This window comes from Methylobacterium frigidaeris (assembly GCF_022179185.1).
In the GTDB taxonomy this organism is placed as follows: domain Bacteria; phylum Pseudomonadota; class Alphaproteobacteria; order Rhizobiales; family Beijerinckiaceae; genus Methylobacterium; species Methylobacterium frigidaeris.
This window is the reverse complement of record NZ_BPQJ01000003.1, coordinates 255584-281706: the sequence shown is the minus strand read 5'-3', so window position 1 is coordinate 281706 and position 26123 is coordinate 255584. Positions and strand designations below refer to the sequence as shown.

Here is a 26123-nt window from a genome sequence, read left to right as displayed (position 1 = left end):
GGAGGTGTGGGCCACGGGATCTCTCCTTGCGTGAGGAAGGCCCGCGGCCAACGGTCCGCGACTGGCTCGGGTCCTCTCCTCAGCGATCCAGCCGGTGCGCCACCACTCCCACCCCGGCCACCGCGAGCGCCAGCACCGCCCCGATCACCGGCAGGTGACCGTAAGGAATGCCGGCCGTGATCGCCACGCCGCCGAGCCAGGCGCCGAGCGCGTTGCCGAGGTTGAACGCGCCCTGGTTCACCGTCGAGGCGAGGTTGCGGGCGCCGTCGGCCGCGGTGAGAACCCGCAGTTGCAGCGGCGCCACCAGGGCGAAGGCGAGGATGCCCCACAGGCCGATCAGGGCCGTGGCAGGCATCAGCGCGGCACTCGCCGGTACCAGGGCCACGAGCACGACGACGAGAGCGAGGGCGAGGCCGATCACGGAGGGCATCTGCCGCCAATCGCCGAGCCGGCCGCCGAGGACGTTCCCGACCGTCAACCCGACGCCGAACAGCAGCAGAACGCCGGTGATCGCCGACGGGGTCGCGCCGGCGGTGGCGGCGAGGAGCGGCGCCACGTAGGTGAAGACGCTGAACAGGCTCGCCGAGGCGAGGACGCTGAGCAGCATGGCGAGCACCACCTGCGTCCGGCGCAGGACCCGCATCTCGGAGAGCAGGCTGCCGGATTCCTGGGCCAGGTGACGCGGCAGCCAGGCGAGGAGGGCCGCCGCCGCCACGAGGCCGATGCCGACCACGGCCCAGAACGTCGCCCGCCAGCCGAGGGCGTGGCCGAGCGCGGTACCGAAGGGCACGCCCAGCACGTTGGCCAGCGTGAGCCCGGTGAACATGATCGCGATGGCGCTGGCCTTGCGGTGGGGTGGCACGAGATCGGCCGCTACCACCGAGCCGAGGCCGAAGAAGGCGCCGTGGCAGAGTGCCGTGACGATGCGGGCGAGCATCAGGAGGCGGTAATTGGGAGCGAGCGCGCAGAGCGCGTTGCCGAGGATGAACAGGCCGATCAGCACCAGGAGCGCCCGGCGCCGGTCGAGGCGAGCCAGTGCCACCGCCACCAGAGGCGAGCCGAAGGTGACGCTGAGCGCGTAGCCGGACACCAGCAGGCCCGCTGTCGGGATGCCGACGCCGAGATCCGACGCCATCTCGGGGAGAAGTCCCATGATGACGAACTCGGTGGTGCCGATGCCGAAGGAGGCCGCTGCCAGCGCCAGCAGCGCCAGGGCGGCAGGCCGTCCTGTCGCGACGCCGCCGGCGGTTTCGTGAAGGGTGTGCTGCATCGCCGTCCTCACTGCTGCATTGCAGCATAGGTCGGGACGGCGCTGACGGTTCAGGGCTGCGGCCGCATGGCAGACCTGCAGCGCGGCAGGATCAGGGCAGGCCGGCCCGGGGTCCCGTCCCGGCCGGCAGCGCCGCGAGGGCGTCGCGGACCGTCGCCTCGGTGAGGATCTGCGGCAGTGCCGTCACGCCGCCGCGCCCGTCGTAGAGCAGGTAGAGTGGCACGCCCGAGCGGCCGTTGGCCTCCAGCACCCGGGTGATCTCCGGGTTCTGGTTGGTCCAGTCGCCCTTGAGCTGGGCGACGTCGTGGGCCTTGAAGGCGGCGCGCACCGAGGCTGCCCGCAGGGTGGCGCGGTCGTTGACCTGGCAGGTGATGCACCAGGCCGCCGTCATGTTGACGAAGACCGGCCGGCGCTCGGCGAGCAGCGCGTCGAGCCGGGCCTGGCTGAACGGCTCGATCCCGTCCGCGGCCGCGACCGCCACCGGCCCGGCGCGGTCCCGGTCGAGCACGGCGAGGATCCCGGCCAGGGCGAGGAGGCCGAGGAGTGCGGCCCCTTGCGCCCCGCGCCGGGCGACGGCGCCGGCGCCGGCCATCCGGCCGCGCTCGGTCACCCAGGCGCAGAACGCCACCAGCACCAGGCCGGCGAGGCCGGCCATGAGCCCGGCGGAGCCGACCTGCTGGCTCAGGACCCAGACGAGCCACGCCACCGTGAGGTAGAGCGGGAAGGCGAGGAGACCCTTCAGGGTCTCCATCCAGGCGCCGGGCCGCGGCAGGCGCCGCAGGAGCGCCGGCCAAGCCGCCAGCAGGGCGAAGGGAAGCGCGAGACCGAGGCCGAGCGCCGTGAAGACCGTGAGGGCCACGACGGCTCCCTGCGTCAGGCCGTAGCCGACCGCCGCGCCCATGAACGGTGCGGTGCAGGGGGTGGCGACCACCGTCGCCAGCACCCCGGTGAAGAAAGAGCCCTCCAACCCGGCCCGCCGCGTCAGGCCATCGCCGAGCGACGCCGCCCGGCCGCCGAGATGCCAGACCCCCGACAGGCTGAGGCCCATGGCGAAGAGCCCGTAGGCGAGGCCGGCCACCACCAGGGGCGATTGCAGCTGGAAGCCCCAGCCGATCTGCGCCCCGCCGGCCCGGAGCGCGATCAGCAGGCCCGCGAGGCTCACGAAAGCCGCCAGCACGCCGGCCGCGTAGGCGAGGCCGTGCAGCCGCACCCGACCCGGGCTCTCGCCCGAATGGCGCACCAGGCTCAGGACCTTGATCGACAGGACCGGGAAGACGCAGGGCATCAGGTTGAGGAGGAGCCCGCCCAGGAAGGCGAGGAACGCCGCTTGCCACAGGCCCTCGGCCTCGGCCGGACCGATCGCCGGTGCAGCCGGAGCGGGAGCCGGCACGGGCGCCGCGAGGGCGGCCGGCGCGGGCATCGCCGTGCCGAGCGCGTAGGCGCGGCGGACCGGGCCGGATCCGGTCTCTTCCGTGAGGGTCAGCACCCCGTCCGCCCGGGGCGCCGGCGCATCGGCGGCGGTCTGGCTGCTGCGCTGGAGCCGCAGGTGCAGGCCGGTGGCGTCGCTCGTCGCGACCTGCTCGGCGGCGTGCTCCAGGGCCGTTTCGGCATAGGGGAAGAACGCGACGTCACGCGCCTTGAGGCCGGGCGCATCGATCGTCAGTACTGGCGTGCCGCCGTCCTGGACCAGCCGGACGGGCCAGGGGGCCGGTACCGGCAGCCGCTCGCGCCCTTGCGCGAACAGGGCGGCGGTGCGCGGATCGGGCCGCGGGCTGGTGCCGGCGGGCGCGACGGGCAGGCTCGTCGACAGGGTCGCCTCGCCCGGCACGCATTCGCGCTCGCAGACGAGATAGGAGACCTTGGCCTTGAGCGGGACGGGCCCGGACCCGAGGGTTTCGGGTGCCGTGATCGGCACCGTCAGCAGCACCTCGCCCTCGTAGCCGAAATTCATCAGGTCGCCGACCGGGATCCGCTCCGGCGCCGGCCAAGCGACGCCGCCCGCGGAGAAGCCCGCCGGCAGCGTCCAGGCGATCTCCGGCGGCAGGCCGGAATCGCCGGGATTGCGCCAGTAGACGTGCCAGCCCGGCTTCATCGTGAGTCGCACGCCTGCGGTGAGCGTGGCGCCCGGCGCGACGGCGCTCTCCTCGGTCACCAGCTCGGCCCGGACGAGGTCGGCGTATTTCGACGGCCGCGGCACCTGCGCCTCGGCGGCGCCGAGGGTCAGCCAGGAGGCCAGAAGGGCGAGGAGGAGGGCGAGGCGGCGGGGCGGCATGGGCCCGGGTTACCCGGACTCTGCGGCGCTGGCGAGACCGGGCGGATCGCGTTCGCGTGAAGGCACGGCGCGAGGCGTGACCGTCAGGCCGTCGGATCGCGCCACGGGGCCGGGTCGAGGGCGGCGGCGAGCACGTCGAGGAACCGGCCGGTGCGGGCGGCCCGGGCGCGGCGGGGTGCGCCGAGCAGCGCCACCACCGGAGCGTCGGGCAGGGCATAGCCCGGCAGCAGCCGGACCAGCCGTCCCGCCCGCAGGTCGGCGGCGACGTCCCATTCCGAGCGCAGGATGATGCCGCACCCGGTGAGCGCCCAGCCGCGCACCACCTCGCCGTCGTTACTGGCCAGCCGCGGCTCGATCCGGACCCGTTCATCCTGCCCGTCACGCCGGAAGCGCCACAGGGTCACGTCCTCGTCGTTCTCGCGGAGCGCGATGCAGGCGTGCAGGCGGAGGTCCGCCGGGATTGCGGGCGTGCCGTGGGCGGCGAGATAGGCCGGCGCGGCGCAGGCCACCCGGTCGTTCGGGGCGAGGCGCCGGACGATCAGGCCGGGCGCCGCCTGCGCGATCTCGCCGACATGGATCGCGAGGTCGAAGGTCCCGGCCGGCACGCTGCCGAGGCGGTCGGAGAGCCGGAGGTCGATCGCGACCTGCGGGTGCGCCGCCTGGAACGCCGCCGCGACGGGGGCGACGTGGCGGCGGCCGAAGCCGAACGGCGCCACGATCCGCAGGTGCCCGACCACCTGCCCGCGCCTGGCGCCCAGCGCCTCGTCGAGTTCGCCGAGGGAATCGAGGATCTGCCGACCGCGCTCGGCGATCAGCTCGCCCTCGTCGGTCAGCGCGAGGTGGCGCCCGGCCCGGTCGACGAGGAGCATCCCCAGCCGCTCCTCAAGGGCGCGCAGGCGCTGCGTGACCGCCGGCGGCGACACGTCGAGGGCTCGCGACGCGGCGGCGAGGGAAGGCGCCTCGGCGATGGCGAGGAAGAAGCGGAGATCGTCGGTGCCGAGCATTAAGTCTCAAATTAATGCAGGAGGCAGCCAGTGTTAATGGCGTTCCGGACCCGCCCGTGGTCTTCGTGGCGCGAGACGACGCGATCACGACGAGCGCTACGACCATGGCCGAGCCGAGCCGGATTCCACTGGACCGCCTGCCAACCCCCTGCCTGCTCCTCGACGAGGCCCGCCTGCACGCCAACGTCGCGGGGATGCGCGCGCATCTCGAAGGCCTCGGCGTCACGCTCCGGCCGCATCTCAAGACCGCGAAATCCCTCGACGTCGCGCGCATCGCCATGGCCTCGCCGTCAGGCCCCGCGACGGTCTCGACCCTGCTGGAGGCCGAGTACTTCGCCGCGGGCGGGGTGCGCGACATGATCTACGCCGTCGGCATCGCGCCGGCGAAGCTGCCCCGGGTCGCGGCGATCCGGGCCGGCGGCGCGGACCTCGCGGTCATCCTCGACAGCCTCGAGCAGGCCGACGCCGTGGCCGAGCACGCCCGGGCGAGCGGCGATGCCGTGCCGGTGCTGATCGAGGTCGATGCCGACGGCCACCGCTCCGGCGTCGCGCCGGGCGATCGCGACACCCTCGCGGCGATCGGCCGACGTCTCGCCGCAGGAGGCGCGGCGTTGCGCGGCGTGCTGCTCCATGCCGGCGACAGCTACGCCTTGAGCGACCCCGCGGCGCTCACGGCTGCGGCGGAGGCCGAGCGGGTCGCTGCGGTGACGGCGGCCGATGCCTTGCGCGCGGCGGGCCTGCCCTGCCCGGTGGTCAGCGTCGGCTCGACCCCGACCGCGCGCTTCGCCCGCGACCTCACCGGCATCACCGAGGTCCGGGCCGGGGTGTTCATGCTCGGCGACCTGTTCCAGGCCGGCGTCGGATCGGTCGCGGTCGAGGACATCGCCCTGTCGGTGCTCGCCACCGTGATCGGCCACCAGCGGACGAAGGGCTGGATCGTCGTCGATGCCGGCTGGATGGCGCTCTCGCGCGACCGCGGCACGGCGCGCCAGGCGGTCGACCAGGGCTACGGCTTAGTCTGCGACATGGCGGGCCGGCCCTATCCCGACCTCATCGTCCGCGACGCCAACCAGGAGCACGGCATCCTGGCCCTGCGGTCGGGCTCGGGCGCGGCCCTGCCGGACCTCGCCGTCGGCGCGCAGGTCCGCATCCTGCCCAACCACGCCTGCGCAACGGGCGCCCAGCACGACCGCTATCACATCCTCGATGAGGAGGGCCGCGTCGCGGCCGTCTGGCCCCGCATCAACGGCTGGTAGGAGCGCCGCCCCCATGTCCGACCCGGCTACTCCCGATCAGGTTTCCCGCATCGCCACCGCCGCTGCGCCGAAGCCGGCCGGGCATTACGCGCAGGCCACCGCCTGGCGCGACCTCGTCTTCGTCTCCGGCCAGCTCGCCGCCCGGCCCGACGGCAGCCACACGGCGGACCAGCCGTTCGAGGTGCAGGCGCGCCAGGCGCTCGCGAGCCTCCTCGCCATCCTGGCGGAGGCGGGGAGCGGGCCGGAGCGCATCCTGCGGGTGACGGCCTACATCGTCGGCGTCGAGAACTGGCCGGACTTCAACCGGGTCTACGCCGAGATGCTGGGAGAGGCGAAGCCGGCCCGCACGGTGGTGCCGGTGCCGGAGCTGCATCACGGCTACCTGGTGGAGGTCGAGGCGGTCGCCGTGCGGGGCGGGTGAGGGCGGTTGCCCCGCAGGCAACGCGATCGGGGACGCGTTAGCCAGCCTCTTCCGGCTCCGGCCCGCGGGTCAGGTCGAGGGCCTTGCCCGCCTGGTCCTGGGCCTTTTCCTCGCCCTTGCCCACCGTTCGCTCAGGGCCCTTGAGCGCCACCGCATTGCCGGTGCGGGCGGCCTCGTAGATCGCCTCCATCAGGATCTGGTCCTGCAGCCCCTCCTCGCCCGGGGTGCGGGGCGTGCGGTTCTCCAGGATGCAGGTCGCCATGTGGTCGATCTCGAGGGCGAACTGGTTCTTGGCGCCCAGCACCCGCTCCTCCTTCGCCTCGGCCTTGCCCTCGCGATGGTTCAGGAAGAGGCGCTGGCCCTCGTAGGCGAAGGCGTTCTGGAGCTGGATCGCGCCGCCCTCGGCCTGGACGGTGAGGGAGCGGGTCTCATGCGCGCCGTAGCTGGTGGAGCAGAGCGCCAGCGCGCCGGAGGGGAAGCGCAGGGTGAAGGCCACCGTCTCCTCGACCTCGCGATACAGGGGGTCGTCCGAGGAATGGATCTGCGCCTGGACCGAGACCGGCTCCTCGCCTATGAGCGCCCGCACCCCGTTGAGGCAGTAGAGCCCGATATCCGGGAGCGCGCCGCCGCCGGCCAGCGCCTTCCGCATCCGCCACTGCTCGGGCAGGCTCATGGTCTGGGTGTTGGTCGCCTCGATCAGCTTGACCTTGCCGTACTTGGCGCCACGCACCAGGCGCACGACCTCGCGGTTATAAGGCTCGTACTGGCAGCGATAGGCGATCATCAGCTTCACGTTGGCCTTGGCGCAGGCATCGATCATCGCCCGCGCTTCCGCGGCCGACGCCGCCATCGGCTTCTCGCACAGCACGTGCTTGCCGGCGCCGGCCGCGGCGATCACCTGATCGCGGTGGAGCGCGTTCGGGGTGACGATGTAGACCGCCTTCACCTCCGGGTTGCGGGCGAGCGCGTCCCAGCCATCGTAGCCGTAGACCGCCTCGGGCTTGATGCCGTGCTGCGCCGCCACTGCCTTGGCCTTGTCGGGCGAGCCCGACATCAGGGCGACAGGCTTCGCCCTGCGGCACTCGCCGAAGGCCGGAAGGATCTCCTCCAGCGACAGCCGGCCGAGACCCACGATCGCGAAGCCGACCCGCTCGCCGGGCGGCAGCGGCGCCGGCGGCGGTGCGGAGGGCCGGTCCGAGGGGCCGCGCCAGTTCGGAAACGTCACCTTGCCGTTCTCGACCTTGCCGGTATCCACCGGCCGCTCGGGTCCGGGCACGCCTTGCGCCGCCGCTCCTTGCGCCGCCGCGCTGCCGAGGCCGACCAGGGTGGCGCCGCCGGCCATCATCAGGCTCCGGCGCGAGAGGGCGGTGACATCGTCCGGCATCGAGCAACCATCCGTTGGGGCTAAGAGCCTGCGCAACGTGCCGGGAATGGTGGGGTTCCGCCCAGGAGGGGCGCCGCCACGCCGCAAGATTCCAGCTTTCGCCTCGCGCGACAGTCGCGCGATAAAAAAGCCGGCCCCGCAGGACCGGCTCTTCCAACGCTCCAACGAAGAGGAAAGCTTACTCGCCTGCCATCATCTCCGGCGAGAAATGCCCGCACCAATCCTGGGCCGAGACCACCGGCCACAGGCCGTGACCCTGCGGCTCGGGCTGGCTCACCGGCGGGTTGAAGCGGCACAGGCCTTCCTCACCCTGGGCGGCGGCGCCGTTCAGCTTGTGGTCGTCGTAGTAGCGGCAGCTGCGGCAGTTCGCGGACGGGTTCGTGGCCATCGGGCGTCTCCTTGCGAATTAGAAGAACTCCAATCGGGCAGACAACGAGGGGCCGGGCGGCGAGTTCCAAGGAGCCCCGATGCGGCTTTCGACCACGGGACAGCCGCACCTTCTGCCTTGAACAAATCGGGAACGACCGCCAGGTTGCGAGCATGGACGACGCCCTGAAGAAGAAGCTCACCATCCTCGCCGACGCAGCGAAATACGATGCCTCCTGCGCCTCGTCCGGGGCGCCGCGGCGCAAGGCGGAGGCCGGCGGGCTCGGCTCCACGACGGGAGCGGGCATCTGCCACGCCTACACGCCGGACGGGCGCTGCGTCTCGCTGCTGAAGATCCTGCTCACCAATTACTGCCTGTTCGACTGCGCCTACTGCGTCAACCGGCGCTCCTCGAATGTCCGCCGGGCCAAGTTCTCGGTCGACGAGGTGGTGACGCTGACGGTCGAGTTCTACAAGCGCAACTACATCGAGGGGCTCTTTCTCTCTTCCGGCATCATCCGCTCGCCCGACCACACGATGGAGCAGCTGATCCGGGTAGCGAAGACCTTGCGCCAGCGGCACGGCTTTCGCGGCTACATCCACCTGAAAACCATCCCCGAGGCGAGCCCGTGGCTGATCGAGCAGGCCGGCCTCTACGCCGACCGGCTCTCGATCAACCTGGAGCTGCCGACCGAGGCGAGCCTGGAGCGACTGGCGCCGGAGAAGGACGGCGCCGCGATCCAGACTGCGATGGGACAGATGGGCGAGCGCATCCTGCAGGCTCGGGAAGAAAAGCGCCGCTTCGCCCCCGCCGGGCAGTCGACGCAGGTGATCGTCGGGGCCGATGCCAGCACCGACGAATCGCTGATCCGCACCAGCGCCCGCCTTTACGACCATTACGGATTGAAGCGGATCTACTACTCGGCCTTCAGCCCGATCCCCGACGCCGCCTCGATCCTGCCGAGCAAATCGCCGCCGCTCCAGCGCGAGCACCGGCTCTACCAGGCCGACTGGCTGATGCGGTACTACGCGTTCTCGCCCGACGATGTCGCGGGGGCGACCGAGTCCGGGATGCTCGCCCTCGACGTCGATCCCAAACTCGCCTGGGCCCTGCGCAACCGCGACCGCTTTCCCGTCGACGTCAACCGGGCCGACCGGGAGATGCTCCTGCGGGTGCCGGGCCTCGGCGTCCGGGCGGTGGACAAGATCGTGGCGGCGCGCCGCCACGCCACCCTGCGGCTCGACGACGTGGCCCGCCTGACCTCCGGCCTCAAGCGCGCCCGGCCGTTCCTGGTCGCGGCCGATTACGCGCCGACGCGCCTGACCGACCGGCTCGACCTGCGCGCGCGCCTTGCCGAGCCCCCGCGCCAGCTGAGCCTGTTCTAGATGCAGACCCGCACGATCCGTCTGACGTCCGGCGCCGACCTCGATGGATTCCGCGCCGCGATCCGCCACCTCGTCCCGGCAGGCGTGCCGCCGGAGGCGGTGACCTGGGTCGAGGGCGACGCCGCCTCGCTGTTTGCCGAGGATGCGCCGGCCGAGCCCGGTTCGGCCCTGGTCCTGCCGCGGGCGGTGGCGGAGCTCGTGCCTCCGGTCGTCATGCACCGGGATCCGGAGCGCTACGGCCTGCTCCACCGTCTGATCTGGCGTGTGGCGCGCGGCGAGCGGCATCTGGCCGAGGTCGCAAGCGACCCGCTGGTCCATCGCCTGACCCTGATGCGCAAGGCGGTGGCGCGCGACCTGCACAAGATGCACGCCTTCCTGCGCTTCCGCCGATCCGGGGCGGGGGAGGGCGGACGGGAGCGGTTCGCGGCCTGGTTCGAGCCCGAGCACCACATCCTGGCGGAGGCCGCGCCGTTCTTTGCGGCGCGCTTCCCCTCCTTCGACTGGTCGATCCTCACGCCGGACGGCTCCGCCCATTGGGACGGCCGAGCCCTGCATGTCGGGCCGCCCGGCCGGCGCGAGGACGTGCCGGAGCACGACGCGTTCGAGGCCGGCTGGACCGACTACTACTCCAGCACCTTCAACCCCGCCCGCACCAACCTGGCGGCGATGCGGGCCGAGATGCCGAAGAAGTACTGGCACAACATGCCCGAGACGGCAGCCATCCCCGGCCTGGTGCGGGAGGCCGGCCGGCGGGTCGGAGAGATGATCGCGCGCGCGCCGGAGGCGCCGGTCAAGCGCGTGCCCGCCCGGGCGCTCGCCGCGATGGCGGCGCAGGAGCCTGCCTCCCTCGAGGCATTGAACGCGGTGATCCGCGCCTCCGAACCGCTGGTGCCGGGCGCGACGCAGGCCGTGCTCGGCGAGGGCCCGCTCGGGGCGGCGATCGCCCTCGTGGGTGAGCAGCCGGGCGATCAGGAGGACCTTCAGGGCCGGCCTTTCGTCGGCCCGGCGGGTCAGCTCCTGGCGCGGGCGCTGCGCGAGGCGGGGATCGACCGCAGCCAAGCTTACCTCACCAATGCGGTCAAGCACTTCAAGTTCGAGGTGCGGGGCAAGCGGCGCATCCACCAGAAGCCGACCGCCGGCGAGGTGGCGCATTACCGCTGGTGGCTCGACCGCGAGCTGGCCTTCGTGGCGCCACGCCTGGTGGTGGCGCTCGGCGCCACCGCCGTCCTGGCGCTCACCGGCCGGCAGGTGCCGATCACCCGCGCCCGCGGGCCGGCAGCGTTCGAGGGGAAGCCCTATCCCGGCTTCGTCACCGTTCACCCCTCCTACCTCCTGCGCCTGCCCGACGAGGCGCGGGGCGAGGCCTATGCGGGTTTCGTCGAGGACCTGCGGCGGGCGGCCACCTTGGCGGCGGATCCGGCGTCCCGCGTCGGCATGGCGGGTTAACGCCCGGGAAACGTTGCACCGCGGCAACCAACCGCCTGCTGCCGAGTTTGTCGCCAGACCGAATCGGGAAACGAGGACCATGAGGCTGATCGTGTCCGCCCTCGCGGCGGGAGCTTGTCTGGCCGGTGCCGTGGCGCCGGCCATCGCCAGAACCAGCGCCAAGGCACCGAACCGCTTCGACGGCACCTGGAGCGTCGAGGTCATCACCGAGAGCGGATCCTGCGACCGCGCCTACCGCTACGGCGTCATCATCGAGAACGGCCAGGCCCGCTACGCCGGGGGTGGCGACTTCACCGTTTCGGGCCGCGTGCAGCCGAGCGGCGCCGTGCGGGCGACGATCAGCCGGGGCGACGCCGCCGCCCAAGTGGTCGGCCGCCTCGGCGAGGGCACCGGCAACGGCAACTGGACCACCTCCGGCTCCACCTCCTGCAAGGGCCGCTGGAACGCCGAGCGCCGCGGCTGATCGGGGATGCGCCGCGGCTGATCGGGCGAGTGCTGCGGCTAACAGGCAAGCGCCGAGGCCGACTGGGTAAAAGCTGCCGCTAAGCTTGCTGGCGGCGGCCTGTCTTGATCCGAAAACCTGCTTTTTCTCCGGGTTCCGCCCAAGATCCGCCCATGATCGGCACGACGCTTGCCGGGAGTGAGGCGGTTGATTCGGCCGAGGCCCGGATATGAGAGTTCTGCTGTACGGCGCGATCTGCACCCTGGCGGCGATGAAGCTGGTGGCTGCGACCCACCCGGCCGCGGCCGCCCCCGCGTCCCGCGCCGAGCACCGGCGCGCGGTGCTCGCCCCCCTCGAGCAGGCCGCGACGGATTGCTTCGCCGAGACTATCGGCAACAACCCGGCCGCGCTGACGCATGCCCGGGCCGGGCGCTGGTACGAGGCGGCGGGGGTGATCGGTTTCCTGTGCCGACCCGAGGTCGACGCGATGACCAGGGCCCGCGACCACCTCGACGGCCGCGGCGCCGGTGGCCGCTACTTCACCGGTCCGTATACTCGCCATCTCGGCCAGGAACTGGCCCGGCGCCTCGAGCCGCTGCTGACCACCAAGGCCGTCGCCACCGCCGAGCCCCGCGCGGACAGCGAGGCGCCGACGGCGCCGGCCGGGGAGCCGTGAGGACGTCATCGGTTTTGTGAGGCCCTGTTCGAGATGATCTCCAGGATCTCGCACGCTCCATCGTCGCTCCGGGGCCGCGCCGCGGAGCCCGGACTGACCGGGAGGACGTCAGGACCGTCGGCTGGGTCAGACAGACTGCGAGAGATGCCGATACCATCCGTGCCGGGCGATCGAGGTGGTGTCTAGGAAGCATGCGCGCGAGATCCCGTTATTTGTGCCATCTGGGTGATGTCAGTGACAGTCGCGCCCTCGCGGCGCCTTGCCGGCATTCGTGCGAAGGGGTGTCTTCGCAACCTTCGCCGACGTCAGTCCCGCTTCCGCCGGCCCGGCCGACGAAACTCCAGACAATTGTTCGAACCATCAAAACCCTCTCTTAAGACAATCTTTAAGCGCACGGGCGGCGTTAACATCCAGGTAGGGCTCATCACGGCTAGCTGAGCGGGAACGGATCGCCCGAAAGGATTTCGCCGTGATCGAGACCAGCAGCCTTGCCGCGGCGCTTCCGCCGGCCGCGGTCGAGCCGATAATGCGGAACAGCTTCTCTCAGGCGCCGCAGGCCGGCCTCGACCCGCCCCTGGACCCGGCCGTCACCCTCGACCTGAGTCCGGATGCCCGGCGGACGATCGCGCGCGACACCGCCTCGTCGTCTGACGCCCCCGACACCAAGGTCGACCGGGCGCTTTACCGGCGCGACGTCGAAAGCAAGCAGATCGTGTTCCAGGTCGTCGGCCCAGACGGTGCGGTCGTCGAGCAATTGCCCTCGGAGGCCGTCCTGCGCGCACGGACCTATGCCCGCGAGGCGGAAGCCGCCCGGTCGGTGGAGATCGGTACATCGGTGGCGCGGTCGGCTTAGGGTTATCCCATGAGCCCCGATCCATTCTGGACGGGCCCCGATTCAGAATGGATCGGCCTGATGGCCGAGCATCGCGGCCGCTTCATATCCTGTAGGGTCGCGTTCCGAGAGCCAACGCGCTCGATGAGGCGCATCTGGAGCCGGACGCCATGGCGACGACGACGCCCCCCTCCCTCGACGCCGCAACGTATGCCGACCTGCGCCAGGCGGTCGGCGACGAGGCGCTGCCGGTGCTGCTCGGGCGCTTCCAGGCCCAGCTGCGCGACTGGTCGGTGAGGGGCGAGCCGGCGGCGCTCGCCGCCGCGGCGCACGGGGTGATCGCCTCGTCGGGGCTGATCGGCTTCACCCGGCTGTCGCGCCTCTGCGCCGCCCTCGAGACCGCGTGCCAGGATGGCGACCTCGAGGCGATCCGCGCGCTCGCCGCCGACGTCGCCGCCGAGAAGGCTTTCGCCGAGTCCGAGGTCACCCGCCTGCTCGCGGCGGGCTGATCTCGTCAGGCCACCCGCCGCGTATCGGTCCAGGTCGCGCCGTCGGCGAGGCGATAATCGACGCTCTCCGACAGCCGGCCGGTCGGCACCACCCGCACCGCCTCCGGCCGGGACAGCTCGTCGCAGCGCGCGAGCGCCTCGTCGATGTCGAGGGGAGGAGGCATCTCGCCGCCGAGGCGGCGCCACCACTGCACCGCCTTCTCGCGGGCGAATCCGGAGGCTTCGAGGTCGAGGCGCACGGTCATCGCCTCCTCGTCGCCCTCCAACGCCACCGCCAGCACGTCGGGACCGCGCGGCCGCGCCTCGCGCCGGAAGCGCCAGCCGGCCACCGGCCACCAGCGCGCATGCGCCTCGCGCACCACCGCGACGGTGCCGGCGGAGAGGACCGCGCTCTCGTCGTCGGCCACCGCCTCGTGCGGCATCTCGGCGTCCTCGTCCTCCGGCTCGATCCAGCACGCCTCGCAGGTGCTGGCATTGAGCGCGATCAGCGCCCCGCAGCCTGGGCAGGGCTTGGCCCGGGGACCGCCGCTCTCGCCGAGCAGGCGCGCCCGCGCGACGGCATTGGCCGACAGCACGTCGATCGGCCCGTGGCGGCGCACCAGGCCGGCATAGTCGAGCACCAGGGCATCGGTCTTGCCCTTGGCCCGGCGCAGGCCACGGCCGACCTGCTGCACGTAGAGACCGGTGCTCTGGGTCGGGCGCAGCAGCGCGATCAGGTCGACTTCCGGCACGTTGAAGCCGGTCGCCAGCACCCCGACCGAGGTGAGGCAGCGCAGGCGCCCGGCCCGGAAGTCGCGCACGATGCGGTCGCGCTCGCGCTTCGGGGTCTCGCCCGAGATCGCCTCGCAGGAGAATCCTTCGGCCCGGATCGCGTCGCGCACCGCATCGGCGTGCTTCACCCCGGCGCAGAAGGCGAGCCAGGCCCGGCGCTCGGCGCCGTAAGCGACCATCTCGGCCACCGCGGCCTTGGTGATGACGTCGCGGTTCACCGCCGCCTCGAGGGCACCCGGCACGTAGTCGCCGGCGCGCAGGGGCACGCCGCTGACGTCGAGGATGGTGGCGGTCGCCTTCGAGACCAGGAGCGCGAGGTAGCCTTCCCGGATCAGATCGCCGACCTGCGCCTCGTAGACGATGCGGTCGAAGACGCGGCCCGCGCCCTCATCGAGGCGGCCGCTGTCGAGGCGGTAGGGCGTGGCAGTCAGGCCGACGAGGCGCATGCCGGCCGAGAGTGCCCGCACCGCGTCGAGGAAGCGGCCGTAGCGGGTCTCCGCGTCGCGGGGGATCAGGTGGGCCTCGTCGACGATCACCAGGTCGAAGCCGCCTGTCGCCTCGACCCGGTTCCACACCGACTGGATGCCGCAGAACAGGATCGGCCGGGTCTCCTCTCTTCGCCCGAGCCCGGCCGAGACGATGCCGGCCGGCGCCTCTGGCCAGAGGTTCAGGAGCTCGGCGTGGTTCTGCGCGATCAGCTCGCGGGTATGAGTGACGACGGCGATCCGGGCGCCTGGGTCGCGGGCCATGGTCTCCCGCACCAGGGTGGCGATGACGAGGCTCTTGCCGGCCCCGGTCGGCAGCACGATCAGGCCGTTGCGGCCACCGCGCGCCCAATCGGCCTGGAGCGCGTCGAGGCTCGCGCGCTGGTAGGGACGAAGCAGCATCGGGCCGCCATAGCCGGAGAACGATCCCTCATCCAGGCTTGACAGCGGCGTGCAGTGGGAGGGCCATTTCTCTGCGTCGTGAGCGAATCAGAGAACCGACCATGACGAGCGTAGGGCCGGGCCGCCTCTCCCGTGTGGGAGAGTCGTACGGGCGAGGGGAGTAGGTGTCAGGCAAGAGCTCCAACCGTCGCGCTGGCAGCGAGACGGTTGGAGCGTCGATCATTAACCGTGGCAGCCTTCCCCTCTGCGGCATGGGAGAGGGAGGTCTCGCGCCCCGGATCTTACTCGGCAGCCTGGAGCCATTCCGTGTGCTGCACCGCCTGCGGCTCCGGCTCCACCACCTCGTCAGTATGGACCTCGAACTTGGTGAGCCAGGACGGGCCGAAGCTCGTCGAGATCGCCACGTCGGTGGCGTCACGGCCGCGGGCCATGACGATGCGGCCGATCCGCGGCTTGTTGTGGCGCGCGTCGAACGTGTACCAGCGTCCGCCCAGATACACCTCGAACCAGGCCGAGAAGTCCATCGGATCGGGCACTGCCGGCACGCCGATGTCGCCGAGATAGCCGGTGCAGTAGCGCGCCGGGATGTTCATGCAGCGGCAAAAGGTGACGGCCAGGTGCGCGAAGTCGCGGCAGACGCCCTCGCGCTGGTTGAAGCCGTCGAGGGCGCTGCGGGTCGAATCGGCGCGCTGGTAGTCGAAGCGGATGTGGTTGTGGACGTAGTCGACGATGGCCTGCACCCGGGCCCAGCCTGCCGGTGTGTTGCCGAAGAGCTGCCAGGCGGTGTTCGACAGCTTGTCGGTGTCGCAGTAGCGGCTCGCGAGCAGGAAAGGCAGCACGTCGTCGGGCAGGTCCTGCACCGGGTGCTGCACCGCGTCCGGCGCGTAATCGTCGACCTGCCCGCTGTCCTGGACCAGGACATCGGCCGAGAAGGTGATGCGGCCCCCCGGGGCGGTCACGCGGGTGCAGATGTTGCCGAAGGAATCGACGAATTGGTGCGCGGGCACTGGCGGGTCGATGGTCATGGTGTCGGGTGTGATCAGGTCGCCGGCCCTGTCCGGATGCACGTTGAGCATCAGGACCATGGAGGTTGGGCCGGGCGTTTCGAAGGCGATCGAATAGCCGGTGCGGATCTTCATCGTGGCGTCCACGTCAGTCAAAAACGTGGTGCATAATGCCGCGAGGACCGCCGTTGTTCCGAGTTCTCGCGCAGTTAGTCCCTCCGGTTTCGCCCAAATGTTGTGCAGGCGCCCGGCCTGTGCGCTTGCGTCTGCTTCCCGACACTCGCCGACACCGGCGTCAGCCGCCGGTGAGAGTATCGACGAGAAGCTTCAGGTTCAGGGCCACGATCACCGCGGCGATGGCCCAGGACAGGATCTTCAGCCAGGCCGGGATGACGAAGACGCCCATCTTGCCCTTGTCGGAGACGAAGCGCACCAGCGGGATCACCGCGAAGGGCAACTGCATCGACAGCACGACCTGGCTCAGCACCAGGAGTCGGGCGGTGCCCTCGTCGCCGTAGAGGCCGGTGACGATCACCACCGGCACGATGGCGATGCCGCGGGTGACGAGCCGGCGCGCCCAATCGGGCAGGCGCAGGCGGAGGAAGCCCTCCATCACGATCTGGCCGGCGAGCGTCGCGGTGACTGTGGAATTGAGGCCGGAGGCGAGGAGCGCGAGGGCGAACAGGGTCGAGGCGAGGCCGACGCCGAGCAGCGGCGAGAGCAGGGCGTGGGCCTCCTCGATCTCCTGCACGCCGGTATGACCCGAACCGTGGAAGACCTTGGCCGCCATGATGAGGATCGCGGCGTTGACGAAGAGCGCGAGCGTCAGGGCGATGGTCGAATCGGCGATCGCGAAGCGCAGGGCGCTCGCCTTGCCCGCCTCGTCGCGCGGATAGGCGCGGGTCTGCACGATCGAGGAATGCAGGTAGAGGTTGTGCGGCATCACCGTGGCACCGAGGATGCCGATGGCGAGGTAGAGCGCCGCCGGATCGGTGACGATTGTCGTGGACGGCACGAAGCCGCCGAGCACGTCGCGGACCGGCGGCGCGGCCATGGCGATCTGAATCGCGAAACAGGCGAAGATGATCGTCAAGAGCGCGATCACGAAGGCCTCAAGCGCCCGGAAGCCCCGCCGCATCAGCAGCAGGATCAGCAGCACGTCGAGGCCGGTCAGCACCGCGCCGGCCAGGAGCGGCAGGCCGAACAGAAGCTTGAGCGCGATGGCGGTGCCGATCACCTCGGCGAGGTCGCAGGCGATGATCGCCGCCTCGCAGGCGAGCCAGAGCGCGATCCCGACCGGGCGCGAATAGGCGTCGCGGCAGGCCTGGGCGAGGTCGCGGCCGGTGGCGATGCCGAGCCGCGCGGCGAGCGCCTGGAGCACCACCGCCATCAGGTTCGAGAGCAGGATGACGGCGAGCAGCGTGTAGCCGAACTGCGCCCCGCCGGCGATGTCGGTGGCCCAGTTGCCCGGGTCCATGTAGCCGACCGAGACCATGTAGCCGGGGCCCAGGAAGGCGAGCAGGCGCCGCGGCCACGAGCCGGTGGCCCGCACCGGCACGCTCGCATTCATCGCCCCGAGGCTCGGCTCCGCCGCCCCGTCGCCGGCGCGCCACGCCCATCCGTCCCGCATCACCCCGTGCTCCGTCGCTCCTGCCCGGCTTCGGGCCGGCTTATATAGCCACTGCTATATTGATTTGAGAAGGCTGAATTCCAGGGGCGAGCGGCTCCGGCCGACGCGTCAGGGCCGCCGGTCGCGGAAGAAGTCGCGCAGAAGCGCGGCGGCCTCGCTCTCGCGCAAGCCGCCATAGACCTCAGGAGCGTGGTGGCAGGTCGGCTGGTTGAAGAACCGCGGCCCGTTCTCGACGGCGCCGCCCTTCGGGTCGGACGCGGCGAAGTAGAGCCGGCGGATGCGCGCGAAGCTGATCGCGCCGGCGCACATCGCGCAGGGCTCCAGGGTCACGTAGAGGTCGCAGCCGGTCAGGCGCTCGTCGTCGAGGGCGGCGCAGGCAGCGCGGATCGCAAGGATCTCCGCGTGGGCGGTCGGATCGCGGTCGGTCCGGGGGCGGTTGCCGGCGACCGCCAGCACGACGCCGTCCCGCATCACGACGGCGCCGACCGGCACCTCGCCCCGCACCGCGGCCCCGCGAGCCGCGTCGAAGGCCAGGCCGAGGGGATCCGGACGCGCCCCACCCCTTGCAAAATCGCGCATCGGTTCCACTCGCGTCGCCACACCCCGTCTGGTATCAGGCGCGCATGAACGACATCAACGACGACGAGACCGGGGCGCCGCAGCGGCGTCGCGGACGGGACGAGGCATCCGCGGGTTCCCCGGAGGGGCAGGCTTCGGCCAAGCGTGGGGCAGCCAAGGCAGAGGCACCGGCCGAGCCGGAGCCGGAGCGCATTGCCAAGGCGATCGCCCGGGCGGGCGTGGCCTCGCGGCGCGACGCCGAGGCGATGATCCTCGACGGCCGCGTGACGCTGAACGGCGCGCGCCTCGACTCGCCGGCGGTGAACGTGACCCCGAGCGACCGCATCACGATCGACGGCGAGCCGCTGCCGACCCGCGAGCGCACCCGGCTGTGGCTGTTCCACAAACCCCGCGGCGTCGTCACGACCGCCCGCGACCCGGAGGGGCGCCAGACGGTGTTCGACGTGCTGCCCGAGGACCTGCCCCGGGTGGTGGCGGTCGGCCGGCTCGACATCAACACCGAGGGGCTCCTGCTCCTCACCAACGACGGTGGCCTCGCCAAGGTCATCGCCCATCCGGAGACCGGCTGGCTTCGCCGCTATCGCGTGCGCGCCTTCGGCGACGTCGACCAGGCCCAGCTCGATGCCCTGCGCAAGGGCGTGACCATCGACGGGATGGAGTACGGCCCCGTCGAGGCGACGATCGACCGAGCCCAGGGCGACAACGTCTGGCTGACGCTCGGCCTGCGCGAGGGCAAGAACCGCGAGGTCAAGCGGATCCTCGAGCATCTCGGCCTGTCGGTGAACCGGCTGATCCGGCTCTCCTTCGGACCGTTCCAGCTCGGCGACCTCGAGGTCGGGCTGGTCGAGGAGATCCGCACCCGGGTCCTGAAGGACCAGCTCGGCACCACGCTCGCCGAGCAGGCCGGCGTCGATTTCACCAGCCCGGTGCGCGAGCCGATCGCGCCGTTCGGCTCGCCGAAGGCCGCCGCCCGCAAGGCGTCGCAGGAGGGGGGGCCCCGCGGGCGCGACCCGGCCCGGCCGCAATTCGGCAAGCCGCCCGCCGCACCGGCGACCCGCCGGGCCCCGGCGCGCACGGTCTGGCGCGACCCCGAGGCCGAGGCCGCCGGCGACCTGCCCAATCGCGGCCGGATGCACCGGCGCGGCGACAGCCCGCAGGAGATCCGTGCCGCCACGGCCGATGCCCCGCGCAAGCGCGTCGGCGCCATCGCCTCGGGCGATCGCAGGGTGCTGGTCGAGCGCCTGGTGGCCCAGCCGCAGGAGGAGGCGGTCCCGCACCGTCGTACCAAGTTCCGAACCGACGACCGGGACGGCGCAGCGAACCGGGGTCCGGGCGGCGACGACCGCCCGATGCGCCGGGACCGCGACGGTGCTGCCCCGCGGGGCGGCGCCAAGGCCGGCCTCGCCGATGACGGCGGCCGCGGCCGCGGCTTCGGCCGGTCGGGCGGACGCCCGGAAGGCGGCGAGGGCCGTGGATTCGGCGGCAGCAAAGGCTTTGGCGGCAAGAGCTCGGGAGGCAAGACCTCGGGGGGCAGAAGCTTTGGGGGCCGAGGCGCCGAAGGCCGTTCGTTCGAGGGCCGCTCCGGCGGCGAGGGTCGTTCCTTCGGTGGTGAGGGCCGCGGTCCCGGCGCTGGTCGCTCGTTCGAGGGTCGTTCCGGCGGCGAAGGCCGTTCGTTCGGCGGCGGAAACCGCGGCTTCGGCGGTAAGGGCGAGGGCCGTCCGGGCGGCGAAGGTCGTTCCTTCGGCGGTGAGGGCCGCGGTCCCGGCGCTGGTCGCTCGTTCGAGGGTCGCTCCGGAAGCGAAGGCCGCTCGTTCGGCGGCAAGCCCGGCGGCAAACCGTTCGGCGGCAAGCCCGGGGGCGGAAAGTCCTTTAGCGGCAAGCCCTTTGCCGGCAAGTCCTTCGCCGGCAAGGGCGAGGGCCGTCCCGGTGGCGGGAGCCGGCCGGGGGGCAAGCCGTTCGGCAAGCCCGGAGGTGGCTTCCGCTCCGGAGGCGGTGCGGGCGGGCCGAAGCCCGGCGGGCGCGGCGCGCGGCCCGGCGGCGGCCGGCCGCCGCGCGGCTGAGCCTGATCGATGCGGATCGTCGGAGGGGACTTGCGCGGCCGCGGCCTCGCCGGGCCGCGCAGCGACGCGATCCGGCCAACCTCGGACCGGCTGCGTGAGGCGTTGTTCAACGTGCTGGCCCACGTCTATGACGATCCGGTCCCGGGCGCCCGCGTTCTCGACCTGTTCGCCGGCACCGGGGCGCTTGCCTGCGAGGCGATCTCCCGCGGTGCGGCCTTCGCGCTCCTCGTCGATGAGGGGGCGGAGGCCCGCGGCGTGATCCGCACCAACCTCGATACTCTCGGGCTCGGCGGGGTGACGCGGCTGTTTCGCCGCGATGCCACCCGCCTCGGCGCGGCACCGCCTGGCGAACCGTTCGGTCTCGTCTTCTGCGATCCTCCCTACGGCCGCGATCTCGCCCCGAAGGCGCTGAGTGCGGCCCGGGAGGGCGGCTGGCTCACCAACGACGCCCTCGCGGTGGTGGAGGAGGCGGCCTCCGCCACCCTCGCCGCGCCGGAGGGTTTTTCAGAGCTGGAGCGTCGGACCTACGGTGATACTCAGGTGGCATTCTGGCGCCTCACTTCCTGATCATCTCGGCGAGCACGTCGGCGAAGCTGCCGGCGGCGACCCCGACGCCGCTCGCCGAGCGGTAAGCGCTCCCCACCCGCGTGCCTCGCGTCACCGCGGTGTGGATCCCGACCAGGGCCGCGCCACCATCCGCGTCGAGCACCAGCACCGGCGCGCCGGACTCGCCCGACATCGATTCGCACAGGTCGCTCAGCATGCCTGCGGCGGGCGCGTCGATCCGGGCCGAGCAGCCGCGATGGATCACCGGCAGGTAGGGACGGTCGGCGGCGTAGCCAGCGAGCGCCACGACCGCGCCGGGCCGGCTCCCGGGCAGATCGGCATTGGGCAGCACGCGCCACGGCACCGGTTTGAGGCTGAGGGTCTGGCGCAGGGTGAGGATCACCCAGTCCCGCCCGATCATCTCCGGGGCGATCGCGCCCTGGGCCGGCCGCGCCGCCGCACGCAGGTCGATGCCGGGGGCGAGGCGGAACGCCTCGACCTCGGCGGTGCCGGTATTCAGGTCGCGGGCCTGGCCGGCGACGAAGTGGACCTGATGCGGCTTGACCCAGTCATCGAGGCGGACGTCGAACAGGCAATGGGCGGCGGTCAGCACGTGACGCGGCCCGACGAGGGTGCCAGTGCAGTGGCTGCGATGCGCCGGCCCCTGCACCACGTTCACCCGCCCGATCGCCGTGAACGGCCAGGCCGTCGGCTCCAGCGGCACGCGCTTGTCCGGAGCCTGCGCTCTGGCAGGGGCGGCGCATCCGAGCGCCAGGGCGAGGGCGTAGGCAGATCGACGCGAATGGCGCCCCAACTGCGGCATCGGTTCCCGTAACGTCATCGATTCCTCATGCCCGGCCCTGGATCGAGACCAGTGTTCAGGCGTCGACACCCAAGACAAGGGCCGGAGATGGCGAGATCCGGGCCATAGCCCGTCCCCGCGCCGCGTCCGCGCGGCGCCGCCTCATCCGATCGGGGAGGGGACCGGACGGGACGATCATAAATTGTTCATCTTTGGCCGAAAGCTCGGAACTGGCAGGCTGCCGTCGAGGTTAATCGGCCGGGTACCAGTACAGATTTCCTAAGATTCGCCGTCACGCCAACTGGAGAGGCTCGATGCCGCTGCACCAGATCATGCCTGCTGCCCGGATGCGCGCCCTGCTCCTGGCGATGTCGTCGGGATGCCTGCTGATCGCCTCGAGCGCAGGCGCACGGGCCGAGAATGACGGCCTCGATTTCCTCCGCCAGATCTTTTCCGGCCCTGCCGCCGCCCCGGCGCCTGTGGCACAGCCCTACGCGGTCCAGCCCTACGACGCGCCGATCCGCCAGCGGGCGAGCCGGCGCAACCGCCTCGCGGCACAGGCCAAGGCTTTGCGCGGTCGCACCCGCTACGTCGCCCTGCCGAAGGCCGAGGCAAAGCCGCAGAAGGAGGTCAAGCCCCTCGCGATCGCGGTATCGCCGCTCAAGTCACTCGACGCCCGCACCGCGCTCCTGCGCGACCCGACCCTGCGGCCGGGCGACATCGTCATCATGCCCGAGGGCCCGCGGGTGTTTCACGGCGATCCCGACTCGGACAAGCACAAGATGAGCGACTTCCAGGACGTGAACCGTCCCGGAGTAGTGGCGGCCAAGACCCGCAAGGAGCTGCTGGCGATGACGGCGCCGATCGGCGCGCTGCCGGCCGATGCGGCTCGCCGGATGATGGCGCAATACCAGAAGGCGTCCGCGACGACGGTGCCGACGCCTCGCGTCGAGGCGGCCCTGGCCCGGGTGGTCTACCCGGTGCGCTGATCGCCCCGGGCTTTCCGGTCCGGCCCTGCGGCAACGAGGGTGTGACTCACTGCGAGCGGCGCGGCGCAAGGTGCAGCTGCGCTTGCTAGGATGCGCCGGGCCGCAGGCAGGCGGCCTCCCGCGTCGAGCTGTGTCCGAATGTCGATTCCGAGCAGGTTCCCGAACCGCGCGCCGTCTTCCGGCGAGAACCTGCGGTGTCCAGGTCTCCTCCACCCGGTTATCCTCCCTGCCCTCGTCTTGGTGGCGATCCTGACTGCCGGAGCATGGGCCGCGCCGGCGCGCGCCGCCGAAGGCGCCGTGCTGGTGGCGCAGTGCAAGAGCCTGCTGCGCGGTGCCAAGGTGCGGGGCAACGACGTCGAATTCCGCCAGGATCCGGAGACCGTCGGCTGCTGGGCCTTCATGGGCGCGGTGCAGGACCTCGCCGGGGTTGCCGACACCGCCAACCAGCCGCCGATCCTCGGAGCCTGCCTGCCGCTCGACGGCAACCGGCTCCAGCTCGTCCGGGCGGTGGTGGCTTACGGCGCTGCCCACCCGCCAGCCCTGCGCGAGAAGGCCGGCGTCCTGGCCCTGCTGGCCCTGCGCGACGCGTTTCCGTGCCGGAAAGATTAGGGGGCGGCGACGCTCTCGTTCCGGCGAAGGTTCCGGGTTGCGGCGCAGGATCAGGTCGCTCGTCGGGAATGATCAGACGGATAGGATCGGTCCGGCGGTATTACTTTCGATGCTAGAAGGTTCCCGGCAATATTTTCTGCGGCCCCGCTTGCTCCGGCCGATGCGCTCCATACTCTTAGTGAGTAGGCGGGACGAGGCGCTGCAACCAGCAGGATCCTCTCCCATGACCCGCTCGATCGGAGGATGAACATGGCCAAGGCCGACAGGCACAACATGGGTCCCGGGGCGCAGGGCAAGGGCTCCGGAACGGGCGCGATGACCGAGCTGCCGGAGGGCATCCTCGAGGAGAACATGGTGCTCAGCAACCGCGACAAGGCCCAGCACGGGGCGGCGCGGGGCCTCGACAGCAAGTTCGTGCAGACCGAGCAGTACCATGACCACGCCGCCAACCGGCGCAACTTCGACCAGACCCTGCCCGACCGAGCCGAGCAGAACACCAGCGGCCTGGAAGCGCCGATGACCACGACCTCGGGCGACGACAGCGCGCTCGCTCGTCGGCAGCACAAGTAACCCCGGGCTCCAGTCGGCGAGAGCCTTCACTGCATCAGGATGAGGGCTCTCGTCGGTGGATCCGTGCGGTCCGCATCGGCGTGCAGCGACCGGATCAACACCCTTCGCGTCATTTCGGGGCCGCGCAGCAGAGCCCGGAATCCAGAACCTCAGGCTGATGGGAACAAGGCGGCACCGCGTCCGCTTTGTCCTGCATCATCGGCGGTCCTGGATTCCGCGCTCCACCGCGCGGCCCCGAATTGCTTCGGAGGGATGGGATTCTGCTCCTGCACCCGCGAACTCTCGATCCAGCGATCAAGGATTGCCGCGCAGGCCGCTCGCCAGCTCGCGGTTGATGCGGATCAGGGCAGTCAGCTTGTCGGCGCTGGGCTCGATCATTGCGTCAAGGGTACGGGTGAAGACGAAGGCACCGAGGCGGGCCATTGCGGTCTTCAGCTCCTCCGGGAGAGGCGCATCCGGCTCCGTCGCGGCGGAGGAGAGCAGCGTCCAGACCTTGCGGTTGAAGCCGAGAGCCTCGTTCAGCGTCGTCTGCTGGACGTCCCAATTGTCCTGGATCGCCTGCAGGCGGGCCGCCGCCTTGATCAGCACCGCGGCCTCTGCCTCGCGGGGTGTCAGCGCCACCTGGGCCGTTCGCGCGTAGGCGTTCGCCGCGTAGCTCATCGTCTGCCTCTCTGGCTTGCCGCTGAAGCGGCACCCGGGGGCAGGTCTGCCATCGATTTGTTAAGCTAGGGTTGTGAAAGAAGCCCGACGTTGCGGCATCCGGCTTGCCTCACAAGTCGGGGTTTCGCCCTCAAACCGCTACGATGTCGGCGCAAGGACCGGCCGCTATGCTGAATTTCCTCCTCGGCGCCACCACGGGCGCATTGATGGCCGCCGTGGCGACGGTCGCGGCCCTGCGCAATCCGGACGTCCAGGTGAAGATGGGCATCGTGCGGCCGGAGCCGGTCATGATCCAGACGCGACGTCCGGATCCGGTCTGCCCGCCACCGCCTCCGGTGCAGGCCCATGTGCAGGCGGGAAGCCCGCAGGTCGGCCAGCCGGACATGCTGTTCGCCCGGCGGCGATTCTGGTCCGTGGCGCCCTAGAGGAGCGCTCCTTGGGCCAAACGTGTCGGCCGGGCGGCGTGGGCGCTCAGACGCTGCTGAGCAGCAACATCACCACGGTCGTGGCCGCCGTCGAGCCCAGGAACCCACAGAGCGCCGCGGTGAAGGAGTGGGCACCGGCGGCCGGAGCGGAGAGGCGGGCCTCGGACGGGGTCTGGCTGGCGCTGGTCATGGCTGGTGATCCGATCTGGCGTGCCGCGTCCCGGCACCGCCCGTTGTGAGTGATGGGTTAATTGCGGGTGAAAAGGTGTGCGCTACGGCACGCGCTCAATCGCAGCGGAAGAACCGCTTCTCCTGGCGCACCGAGCGGATGGCGGTCTTGAGATCGACCGAGGCGACGCCGAGGCCGCAATCGTCGAGCCGGTCGCGGGCATCCTCGTAGCGGTCCTCGGCGTCACCGAGATTGTCGCAGACCCGGTCGCGGTCGCCGATGCGCGCATCCTGCCGGGCCTGGAACCGCAGGGCGCCGGCCTCGTCGATCTTGCGCTGGGCACTGACGCAGGCCGGCTGGGCCAGGGCCGGGCCGGCCAGGATCACGAGGGCGGCGGCGAGCGGCCAGCCGAGCGGGAGACGACGCGGTGTGGTCATCGTTGAACTCATCGACTGATTTAGGATTCGCAGCTGCGGCGATCTGCCCCATGGATGAAGCGTGATGCCAAGCTTGCTTCTTGTGAGCGAGGAACGTCGGGGGCGCCCAGGGGGTTCCGCGCAAAACTGCTCAGATGGATGGCAGGGATCCCGAGCGAGGTGAACGCGGAAAGCCTCAGGTCGTCGTGCGCCGGCGCGGCGTCGCGCGGATCGTTTCCAGTGTCACCGGGTGGAAGTCCCAGGCATCGACGCCGACATCGTATTGCCGGGTCGCCGGTTTCAGCTTGCCGTGCGAGTGGCCGTGCAGGTTCAGGACGCCCCGGCCCATGCGGTTCCAGGTTCGGAATGCATAGTGGCACAGGACGAGGTGGTGCCCGTCGACGTCGATCTCGGCGTAATGCGCAATGCTGAGCCACCCGCGCGCGGCAAGCGTCGCCGGACTGTCGTTGTTGCCCACGATCAGGTGCTTATGCCCGTTGAGCGCCGAGAGAAGGGCCTGGACCCGCTCCGGCGGCGGTCCGAGGGCGAAGTCGCCGAGATGCCAGACCGTGTCGTCCGGTTCCACCACGGCGTTCCAGTTCTCGACGAGGGCCGCGTCGTGGGTCGCGAGGTCGGGGAAGGGCCGGCGGTCGATGCGGAGCACCCGCGGGTCGCCGAAATGGGTGTCACTGGTGAAATAGGTGGTCATGCGAGGTCCCGGGTGGCCCTCCGGAAATCGCGA

At 71.5% G+C, this 26123-nt stretch carries 28 protein-coding genes; 14 read left to right on the top strand and 14 right to left on the bottom strand.

Features of this window, described 5'->3' with window-relative positions; all coding sequences use genetic code 11:
- Positions 1-79: 79 nt before the first annotated feature.
- From MFF64_RS04865 to MFF64_RS04855, 3 genes are all read right to left on the bottom strand, one after another.
- The gene (locus tag MFF64_RS04865) at positions 80-1270 is read right to left on the bottom strand and encodes an MFS transporter (protein WP_099904109.1); all 1191 of its coding nucleotides are present in this window, start codon (positions 1268-1270) and stop codon (positions 80-82) included.
- A gap of 91 nt (positions 1271-1361) precedes the next feature.
- Positions 1362-3542 (bottom strand): protein-disulfide reductase DsbD family protein, encoded by a 2181-nt coding sequence (locus MFF64_RS04860; protein ID WP_238189833.1) that lies wholly within the window; start codon positions 3540-3542, stop codon positions 1362-1364.
- A gap of 83 nt (positions 3543-3625) precedes the next feature.
- Complete coding sequence (locus tag MFF64_RS04855) at positions 3626-4546, bottom strand: LysR family transcriptional regulator (protein ID WP_099901683.1); 921 nt, start codon at positions 4544-4546, stop codon at positions 3626-3628.
- 104 nt (positions 4547-4650) lie between these two features.
- Between MFF64_RS04855 and MFF64_RS04850 the strand changes: the two genes are divergently transcribed.
- On the top strand, positions 4651-5802 hold the full coding sequence (locus tag MFF64_RS04850) for a DSD1 family PLP-dependent enzyme (RefSeq protein WP_238189831.1): 1152 nt from the start codon (positions 4651-4653) through the stop codon (positions 5800-5802).
- A 13-nt stretch (positions 5803-5815) separates the two neighbouring features.
- On the top strand, positions 5816-6223 hold the full coding sequence (locus MFF64_RS04845) for a RidA family protein (protein WP_099902926.1): 408 nt from the start codon (positions 5816-5818) through the stop codon (positions 6221-6223).
- 37 nt (positions 6224-6260) lie between these two features.
- Here MFF64_RS04845 and MFF64_RS04840 read toward each other — a convergent pair whose 3' ends face one another.
- Together MFF64_RS04840 and MFF64_RS04835 are read right to left on the bottom strand one after the other, a co-directional pair.
- Positions 6261-7607, bottom strand: coding sequence for a Gfo/Idh/MocA family protein (locus tag MFF64_RS04840; RefSeq protein ID WP_099902928.1), 1347 nt, complete (start codon positions 7605-7607; stop codon positions 6261-6263).
- 178 nt (positions 7608-7785) lie between these two features.
- Positions 7786-7995 carry a hypothetical protein gene (locus MFF64_RS04835; RefSeq protein ID WP_048448345.1) on the bottom strand — a complete coding sequence of 70 codons (210 nt, stop codon included), beginning with the start codon at positions 7993-7995 and terminating at the stop codon, positions 7786-7788.
- A 152-nt stretch (positions 7996-8147) separates the two neighbouring features.
- Between MFF64_RS04835 and MFF64_RS04830 the strand changes: the two genes are divergently transcribed.
- From MFF64_RS04830 to MFF64_RS04805, 6 genes are all read left to right on the top strand, one after another.
- Positions 8148-9359: a putative DNA modification/repair radical SAM protein gene (locus MFF64_RS04830; RefSeq protein WP_099901474.1), complete on the top strand. Its 1212-nt coding sequence runs from the start codon at positions 8148-8150 to the stop codon at positions 9357-9359.
- Entirely contained in the window at positions 9360-10805 is a 1446-nt protein-coding gene (locus MFF64_RS04825; protein ID WP_238189829.1) for a UdgX family uracil-DNA binding protein, read from the top strand.
- A gap of 79 nt (positions 10806-10884) precedes the next feature.
- Entirely contained in the window at positions 10885-11268 is a 384-nt protein-coding gene (locus MFF64_RS04820) for a hypothetical protein (RefSeq protein ID WP_099904612.1), read from the top strand.
- Positions 11269-11518: 250 nt separating this feature from the next.
- Complete coding sequence (locus tag MFF64_RS04815; protein WP_099904624.1) at positions 11519-11923, top strand: hypothetical protein; 405 nt, start codon at positions 11519-11521, stop codon at positions 11921-11923.
- Positions 11924-12392: 469 nt separating this feature from the next.
- A complete protein-coding gene (locus tag MFF64_RS04810) occupies positions 12393-12776 on the top strand; it encodes a hypothetical protein (protein WP_207768154.1) in 384 nt (127 codons plus the stop codon).
- Between the two features lie 149 nt (positions 12777-12925).
- Complete coding sequence (locus tag MFF64_RS04805) at positions 12926-13264, top strand: Hpt domain-containing protein (RefSeq protein ID WP_099904615.1); 339 nt, start codon at positions 12926-12928, stop codon at positions 13262-13264.
- 5 nt (positions 13265-13269) lie between these two features.
- Here the strand turns inward: MFF64_RS04805 and MFF64_RS04800 are convergent, their stop codons facing one another.
- From MFF64_RS04800 to MFF64_RS04785, 4 genes are all read right to left on the bottom strand, one after another.
- Entirely contained in the window at positions 13270-14922 is a 1653-nt protein-coding gene (locus MFF64_RS04800) for a DEAD/DEAH box helicase (RefSeq protein ID WP_099904617.1), read from the bottom strand.
- A gap of 281 nt (positions 14923-15203) precedes the next feature.
- Positions 15204-16061: a transglutaminase-like domain-containing protein gene (locus MFF64_RS04795; RefSeq protein WP_238189825.1), complete on the bottom strand. Its 858-nt coding sequence runs from the start codon at positions 16059-16061 to the stop codon at positions 15204-15206.
- Between the two features lie 160 nt (positions 16062-16221).
- On the bottom strand, positions 16222-17556 hold the full coding sequence (locus MFF64_RS04790; protein ID WP_238189823.1) for an Nramp family divalent metal transporter: 1335 nt from the start codon (positions 17554-17556) through the stop codon (positions 16222-16224).
- 108 nt (positions 17557-17664) lie between these two features.
- Positions 17665-18135: a nucleoside deaminase gene (locus tag MFF64_RS04785; RefSeq protein ID WP_099901896.1), complete on the bottom strand. Its 471-nt coding sequence runs from the start codon at positions 18133-18135 to the stop codon at positions 17665-17667.
- A gap of 44 nt (positions 18136-18179) precedes the next feature.
- Between MFF64_RS04785 and MFF64_RS04780 the strand changes: the two genes are divergently transcribed.
- Both MFF64_RS04780 and rsmD read left to right on the top strand, forming a co-directional pair.
- Positions 18180-20195, top strand: a complete 2016-nt coding sequence (locus tag MFF64_RS04780; protein WP_238189821.1) for a pseudouridine synthase — start codon at positions 18180-18182, stop codon at positions 20193-20195.
- A 9-nt stretch (positions 20196-20204) separates the two neighbouring features.
- A complete protein-coding gene (gene rsmD, locus MFF64_RS04775) occupies positions 20205-20762 on the top strand; it encodes a 16S rRNA (guanine(966)-N(2))-methyltransferase RsmD (RefSeq protein ID WP_099906698.1) in 558 nt (185 codons plus the stop codon).
- Here the strand turns inward: rsmD and MFF64_RS04770 are convergent.
- Positions 20752-21582 carry a trypsin-like serine peptidase gene (locus MFF64_RS04770; protein WP_099906695.1) on the bottom strand — a complete coding sequence of 277 codons (831 nt, stop codon included), beginning with the start codon at positions 21580-21582 and terminating at the stop codon, positions 20752-20754. The genes rsmD and MFF64_RS04770 overlap by 11 nt on opposite strands.
- Before the next feature lie 275 nt (positions 21583-21857).
- On the opposite strand from MFF64_RS04770, the gene MFF64_RS04765 reads away from it, so the two are divergent.
- From MFF64_RS04765 to MFF64_RS04755, 3 genes are all read left to right on the top strand, one after another.
- Complete coding sequence (locus tag MFF64_RS04765) at positions 21858-22532, top strand: hypothetical protein (RefSeq protein WP_099906693.1); 675 nt, start codon at positions 21858-21860, stop codon at positions 22530-22532.
- A gap of 240 nt (positions 22533-22772) precedes the next feature.
- Positions 22773-23141 carry a Rap1a/Tai family immunity protein gene (locus MFF64_RS04760; RefSeq protein ID WP_238189819.1) on the top strand — a complete coding sequence of 123 codons (369 nt, stop codon included), beginning with the start codon at positions 22773-22775 and terminating at the stop codon, positions 23139-23141.
- 249 nt (positions 23142-23390) lie between these two features.
- Positions 23391-23711 carry a hypothetical protein gene (locus MFF64_RS04755; protein WP_099906702.1) on the top strand — a complete coding sequence of 107 codons (321 nt, stop codon included), beginning with the start codon at positions 23391-23393 and terminating at the stop codon, positions 23709-23711.
- Between the two features lie 294 nt (positions 23712-24005).
- Here MFF64_RS04755 and flaF read toward each other — a convergent pair whose 3' ends face one another.
- Positions 24006-24371, bottom strand: coding sequence for a flagellar biosynthesis regulator FlaF (gene flaF, locus MFF64_RS04750; protein WP_099906688.1), 366 nt, complete (start codon positions 24369-24371; stop codon positions 24006-24008).
- Positions 24372-24538: 167 nt separating this feature from the next.
- Between flaF and MFF64_RS04745 the strand changes: the two genes are divergently transcribed.
- The gene (locus MFF64_RS04745; RefSeq protein ID WP_099906685.1) at positions 24539-24796 is read left to right on the top strand and encodes a hypothetical protein; all 258 of its coding nucleotides are present in this window, start codon (positions 24539-24541) and stop codon (positions 24794-24796) included.
- A 46-nt stretch (positions 24797-24842) separates the two neighbouring features.
- Here the strand turns inward: MFF64_RS04745 and MFF64_RS04740 are convergent, their stop codons facing one another.
- The 3 genes from MFF64_RS04740 to MFF64_RS04730 all read right to left on the bottom strand — a co-directional run bounded on the left by MFF64_RS04740 (position 24843) and on the right by MFF64_RS04730 (position 26090).
- The gene (locus MFF64_RS04740; protein WP_165795839.1) at positions 24843-24986 is read right to left on the bottom strand and encodes a hypothetical protein; all 144 of its coding nucleotides are present in this window, start codon (positions 24984-24986) and stop codon (positions 24843-24845) included.
- Between the two features lie 95 nt (positions 24987-25081).
- A complete protein-coding gene (locus MFF64_RS04735) occupies positions 25082-25402 on the bottom strand; it encodes a hypothetical protein (protein ID WP_099906683.1) in 321 nt (106 codons plus the stop codon).
- A 175-nt stretch (positions 25403-25577) separates the two neighbouring features.
- Positions 25578-26090: a metallophosphoesterase family protein gene (locus MFF64_RS04730; protein WP_099906681.1), complete on the bottom strand. Its 513-nt coding sequence runs from the start codon at positions 26088-26090 to the stop codon at positions 25578-25580.
- Positions 26091-26123: the final 33 nt, after the last annotated feature.